Annotated in this window: 3 pseudogenes; 2 read left to right on the top strand and 1 reads right to left on the bottom strand. The window is 69.4% G+C overall.

The features are described 5' to 3' along the window. Window positions 1-158, top strand: a pseudogene (locus ABT300_RS44670) (decarboxylase); the annotation flags it as partial. Here ABT300_RS44670 and ABT300_RS43660 read toward each other — a convergent pair. Next, window positions 148-498, bottom strand: a pseudogene (locus ABT300_RS43660) (ATP-binding protein); the annotation flags it as partial. The pseudogenes ABT300_RS44670 and ABT300_RS43660 overlap by 11 nt on opposite strands. Window positions 499-973: 475 nt before the next feature. Here ABT300_RS43660 and ABT300_RS43655 point away from each other — a divergent pair. After that, window positions 974-1,866, top strand: a pseudogene (locus tag ABT300_RS43655) (alpha-L-rhamnosidase-related protein); the annotation flags it as partial.

The following is a 1,866-nucleotide window of genomic DNA, read 5'->3' as shown; positions in this document are numbered from 1 at the left end:
TCCTCTACCCGGGCCACTCGGCCGAGGACGACTACCCGCGCATCGAGCAGCTCCTGGGCAGTGACGTCCGACTGGACCTGGTCCACAGCACAGCGTGCACAGCCGGGCGCCCGGGTGCTCTGCCGCGTCCAGGGCGCGGTCCGCATCGAGCAGCGGCGCACCCGCCGGCGATTCCTCGCAGCCCGGTGTGTGCAGGACGGAGCGGGCCGGGCCCCGACCCTCACGCACCTCAGCCAGCACCCACCCCGAAGGCCGGCGCTCCCCGAGGACCTCACGGACCACCGCCTGCGGCGACCGCTCCAGCTTCTCGGTGACGACCTGGTGGTCGAAGTCCTCCAGCGACTTGGGAGAGGGAAAACGGGCCGCCCGGACGCGTCCCTTCGCGCCGTGGGAGTCACGGGCGGCGACCTCCCGCCGGAGGCAGGCGGCCAGATACTCCTCGTGGCTCCAGCCCTCGTCGCGAGCCCGCTCGGCGAGCCTGGCAGCAGCGTCCCGCAGGGCCGGGGCCTTTCTTCAGAGCCTTGGCCTGACAAAACGTCGCGTGCTGCGTGGTCGGCGGCCGAGGTGTCGCGTTTCGACTTGGCGCGGCAGTGACCGGAACCCCGCGATGGCGGGACGGGCGACGAGACAGCGGAGAGGGCCGACAGGGCTGTCACAGGAGTGCGTCGGTGACGGGCGAATGGAACTAGCGGGTTCGGTCTCGAACTTCCCGCACCTGACCGCTCGCCGCGGTGGAACCCTCCGCGCTCCAGCCCCTTGAACTGCGCAGACCTCCCGACACCACTCGGGCCGCTCTCGCAAATTCCGGTCGCGCGGCCATTGACACGACGCCTGCGCCGGGATCAGGATCACCTCTGCAAACAAACGAATGAAACGATTCAAAGCGGCCGTTGCGCCCCCTCTCGCCCCTGGGCTGGCTGCCACCGCGTTGGTTGCCTTCTCCGCTCTCCGTACATCTCCTAGGAGCCCCGCGATGCACGACGTGACGCGCCGGAACATTCTTCGCTCGGCCATAGCCGTGGCCCTGGCCCCCACCCTGAGCTCCGTGCTGCTGCCCGGGCTCGCGCCGGCGGCGTCCGCGGCGGTCTCGTGGACCGCGAAGTGGATCTGGGCGCCGTCAAGCACCACGAATCAGTGGGTGGCCTTCCGCAGATCGTTCACCCTGGGATCCACACCCTCGAAGGCCGTCACGCAGATCGCGGCGGACTCCAAGTACTGGCTGTGGGTCAACGGCACCCTCGTGATCTTCGAAGGGGGGCTCAAGCGCGGCCCGAACCGTACGGACACCTACTACGACGAGATCGACCTGGCCCCGTACCTGACCAGCGGCGCCAACACGGTCGCGCTGCTGGTGCGGTACTTCGGCAAGGAGGGCTTCTCGCACAGCAGCAGCGGCAAGGGCGGGCTGCTGTTCCAGTCCGACATCGCCACCGGCTCCACCACCACCCGGCTGGTCAGCGACACCGGCTGGAAGCACACCGTCCACCCGGGCTACTCGAACAACACCAGCGGCACCCAGGTCAACTTCCGGCTGCCGGAATCGAACGTCTACTACGATGCCCGCAACGCCACCGCTATGGCCGACTGGCAGTCCGCCGGCTTCGACGACAGTGCCTGGGGCGTGCCCACCGACTTCGGCGCGGCGGGCGTCGCTCCCTGGAACGGCCTGGTGGAGCGACCCATCCCGCAGTTCCGGTACTCCGCTCTGAAGTCCTACACCAACGACGCCTCGCTGCCGGCCACCGGCCAGGGCTCCACGGCGATCTCGGCCACCCTGCCGTCCAGTGCACGCATGCGCTGCGTCTTGAGGTTCCCCTTCATGATCCGCAGCCCGGCGAATCCCAGCACCGCGGGGAGCAGGGTCAG

Origin of the sequence: Streptomyces sp. NPDC001027 (genome assembly GCF_040299045.1) — a bacterium.
Classification (GTDB): Bacteria; Actinomycetota; Actinomycetes; order Streptomycetales; family Streptomycetaceae; genus Streptomyces.
Note: the sequence above shows the minus strand (reverse complement) of the source record. Positions and strands in the feature narration are given on the sequence as shown.